General features: G+C 70.2%; 3 protein-coding genes. 2 read left to right on the forward strand and 1 reads right to left on the reverse strand.

Annotated elements, in window-relative coordinates; translation table 11 throughout:
* Positions 1 to 151 precede the first annotated feature (151 nt).
* Complete coding sequence (locus IH45_RS0142340) at positions 152 to 901, reverse strand: response regulator transcription factor (RefSeq protein ID WP_078898060.1); 750 nt, start codon at positions 899 to 901, stop codon at positions 152 to 154.
* A 258-nt stretch (positions 902 to 1,159) separates the two neighbouring features.
* Between IH45_RS0142340 and IH45_RS0142345 the strand changes: the two genes are divergently transcribed.
* Positions 1,160 to 1,696, forward strand: coding sequence for an NADPH-dependent FMN reductase (locus tag IH45_RS0142345; protein ID WP_030682406.1), 537 nt, complete (start codon positions 1,160 to 1,162; stop codon positions 1,694 to 1,696).
* Between the two features lie 332 nt (positions 1,697 to 2,028).
* Positions 2,029 to 3,732: a hypothetical protein gene (locus tag IH45_RS1000000147575; protein WP_030682409.1), complete on the forward strand. Its 1,704-nt coding sequence runs from the start codon at positions 2,029 to 2,031 to the stop codon at positions 3,730 to 3,732.
* Positions 3,733 to 3,852 lie beyond the last annotated feature (120 nt).

Raw genomic sequence — 3,852 nt, forward strand, 5'->3', positions numbered from 1 at the left:
GGGTGGGGGTGGTGGTCGTGGGTTCGGCGAGGGGCGTGCATCCGGCGGGCGTGGCGGGGCCGGGGGCCGTCGGCCCTGACACGTTCGGGCCGGGCGCCTCCGGCCCAGGCACATCCGGCCCGGGCACCTCCCCCGCCGCCACGGCCACCCGCTACCCGCCCGCCTTGATCAGGTAGCCCGCGCCGCGGCGCGTGTGGATCATCGGAGTGCGGCCCGCGTCGATCTTCCGGCGCAGGTACGAGATGTACAGCTCGACGACATTGGCCTGGCCGCCGAAGTCGTAGCTCCACACCCGGTCCAGGATCTGCGACTTGCTCAGCACCCGCCGCGGGTTGCGCATCAGGTAACGCAGCAGCTCGAACTCGGTGGCCGTCAGGTGGATCTCCTCACCCGCGCGCCACACCTCGTGGCTCTCCTCGTCGAGCAGCAGGTCACCGACCGAGAGCAGCGACTCGCCGCGCCCCGCCGCCGCACCCGCCCGGCGCAGCAGGCCGCGCAGCCGGGCCACCACCTCCTCCAGGCTGAAGGGTTTGGTCACATAGTCGTCGGCGCCCGCCGTCAGCCCGGCGATCCGGTCCTCGACCGCGTCCTTCGCGGTCAGGAACAGCACCGGCACCTCCGGCAGTTCGTGGCGCAGCCGGCCCAGGACGGTCAGCCCGTCCATGTCCGGCAGCATCACGTCCAGCAGCACCGCGTCCGGGCGCCACTCCCGCGCGGCCCGCAGCGCGGCCGTACCGTCGCCCTCGGCACGGATGTCCCAGCCCTCGTAACGCAGCGCCAGAGAGAGCAGTTCGGCGAGCGACGCCTCGTCGTCGACGACCAGCACCCGTACCGGGCTACCGTCGGGACGCAGCAGCTCGGCAGGCTTCTTCGCGATGGATGTGGACGCTGTCACGGTCATGCCGCAAAGGCTGACCACCCCCTCTGAGAGCCGTCTTGCGCGTACCTGTGAATCTCCTGAGAAACACCCGTCACCGCGGCACGGGTGCGGTGGAGAACCGGACTGGGCCGCCCCCCGCGCGGTCCAGCCGGCCACCACTCGAATCAGCATGCCACCCACCACTGACAATCGCCCTGACCTGCACCTTTACCGCTTCCAGCGGCTTCGGTCGCCGCCCGCGCTTCCCTTGACGCCGACGTCAATCCGTACCGTCACGGCATGAAGATCCTCGCCCTCAACGGCAGCCTGCGCGCCCGCTCCTCCAACGGCGCCGTCCTGCGCTCCGCCCTCGCCCTCACCGACGCCGCGTCCACCGTCGCCGACCTCGGCGCGCTCCCCCACTTCAACCCCGATCTGGACGGCGTGGACGCCGCTCCACCCGCCCCGGTGGCCGAGCTGCGCCGCGCCGTGGCGGAGGCGGACGCCGTCCTGGTCGTCAGCCCCGAGTACGCCCACGGCGTCCCCGGTGTCCTCAAGAACGCGCTCGACTGGCTGGTCAGCAGCGCCGAGTTCCTGGACAAACCGACCGCGGTGCTGACCGCGTCGCCCTCGCCCACCGGCGCGACGTACGCGCACGAGCAGCTGCGCGAGACCCTGCGCATGATGACCGCCGACGTCCTCCCGGACGCCTGCCGCAACTTCTCGGCCATCGGCCCGAAGACCGACCCGGCGACCGGAACCGTCACCGACCCGGCAATCCTCCAGGAGCTGCGGACGGCCATGGCGGCGCTGGCGGCACTGTCCACTCCTCGTTGATGACAGTGCGTAACCTGCCCACCCGTGGCTTAAGCCAGCCTTAAAAGGCGAGCTGAGAGGCCCCGAGCAGCCGACGACAGGGCAACACCGCAGGCCAAGCACCCAGTTGGGGTCCGACCAATCGGTCGTCAATCATTCAATGACATGACCGGGTCATGGTGTACTGTTTCGGCTCACTGTCACCCAGGGTGTTCCTCTGGCCAACAATTTGGCCTGGTGGCCGAACGCCACAGTGCCCCGGGGCGCAGTGCCGTACCCCCCACAGCGGTGCCCGCGCGCACCGGACCTGGTCGTGCCGGATCCGGTGCGCGCGCCCACGGAAAGGCGTGCCCATGTCCCGAATACGGGTCCTGAGACCTGTCCCCCTGGCCGCACTGGCAGGCGTAGGAGCTTGTCTGGCAGTCGTCGTCGTGCCGTCCGCGTTCGGTACGAACGCCCCGGACAGCCCGTCCGCCCCGTCCGGCAAGTGCACGATCCGCACCGCGGACAAGAACTCCGAGGCGCCGCTGAGCTGCCTGGGCGTCACCGCCTCCCTCGACCACCTGCCCGCCGTCGGCGAGCAGGCCACCCTCACCGTGGACGTCAAGGCGCAGGCCGACGTCAAGAACGCGGGCCTGTCCCTCCAGCTTCCGCCCGCGCTGCGGGTGGTCGACAAGGAGTCGGGGCTCACCACGCCCACGACGGACGCCTTCGGCCAGCGCACCAGCCGGAAGCTCGCGCTCACCCCCGGCACCCACAGCGTCAAGCTCAAGGTCAAGGCCGTCGCCGCCGGACCCGCCCAGATCCAGGCGGACATCAGCGACATCGACCGCCCCGACCCGCGCCGCACCGGACACGACTCGGTGGAACTCACCGTCGGTACGTCCAAGGGCTCCTCCGACAAGGGCGTCTCGGTCACCAAGGGCCACGCGCCCCGGGTCCAGGGCCCCGGCCCCGGCACCCGCCAGCCCCGTAAGACCACCCCCAAGACCCCGGCCCCGGCCCGCGCCGCATCCTCCCCGGCTCCGGCCGCCCGCGCTCAGACCTGCGTCAACGGCACCTTCCGCAACCGCTTCCAGTCCGCCGAGGGCGGCAGTTGGCAGGGCAAGGCCAACCGGGACGAACCGGTCAGCAACGCCAACATCACTCTGTGGGGCAAGCCGACCGCCAACAGCGGCACGCAGAAGCTCGCCACCGGGATGACCGGCAACGGCGACGGCAAGTTCAACCTCTGCTACACCCCGACCACCGCCACCACCTCCGTGGCCTGGGTGGAGTTCCGTACACAGGCCGGCCGGATGTGGTCGGTGGTCGACAACAACGGCAGCACTTACGCCACCGCCACGTACGCCCTGAACAACATCTCGGGCAACACCGGTCTGGGCAACGTCTACGCCAACGACGGACAGAGCCGCGCCTGGCACGCCCTCGACACCCTGAACAAGCTGTGGTGGAACCGCGGCTCCACGACCAACTGCTGGGCGAGCAGCCAGCAGGACGGCCGCTGCACCCCGATCACCGTCCAGTGGTACCCCGGCTCCACCGACGGCACGTACTGGACCACCAACGAGGACAAGATCCACCTCGCGGACAACGACCCGGACTCCGAGCACACCACCGTCCATGAAGCAGGCCACGCCCTCATGGGCAAGCTCTACCGGGGCTGGTGGCCGCAGGTGAGCAACTGCTCGCCCCACTACGTCAACCGCTCCTCCTCCGCCAGCTGCGGCTGGACCGAGGGCTTCGCCGACGCGGTGTCGTTCCACACGTTCAACGACACCACGTACTACTGGGGCAACGGCAGCTCCATGAACCTCGCCAACGACCGCGCCACGAACGGCATCGACCCGGGCGACGCCTGCGAGGCCCGCGTCGCCACCGCGCTGGTCGACCTGTGGTCCCAGGTGGACGGCGGCTGGATGAAGAGCAACACCATGATGTCCCGGAACGCGCAGTCCAGCTTCCGCGAGTACTTCGTCAGCGACCGGCCCGCATATGGGCTGGACACGGGCTCGAAGGCCCGCAGCATCCTTTACAAGCACACGATTCAGTACTGACCGACGTCAGTCGACGGAATCCATGGGCCGGGCCGGCTTCGGCCCGGCCCATGGCCGTATCGGCCCGTCCAGCCTCACCCCCAGCCGCCCCGCCCCCATCCCCATCCCCATCCCCATCCC

This window comes from Streptomyces rimosus subsp. rimosus (genome assembly GCF_000720725.1).
Lineage (GTDB): Bacteria > Actinomycetota > Actinomycetes > Streptomycetales > Streptomycetaceae > Streptomyces > Streptomyces rimosus_A.

What these genes read in the sequence shown, in the direction of transcription:
- IH45_RS0142340 (WP_078898060.1), bottom strand. Translation starts at nt 901, where the DNA reads ATGACCGTGACAGCGTCCACATCCATCGCGAAGAAGCCTGCCGAGCTG.
- IH45_RS0142345 (WP_030682406.1), top strand. Translation starts at nt 1,160, where the DNA reads ATGAAGATCCTCGCCCTCAACGGCAGCCTGCGCGCCCGCTCCTCCAAC.
- IH45_RS1000000147575 (WP_030682409.1), top strand. Translation starts at nt 2,029, where the DNA reads ATGTCCCGAATACGGGTCCTGAGACCTGTCCCCCTGGCCGCACTGGCA.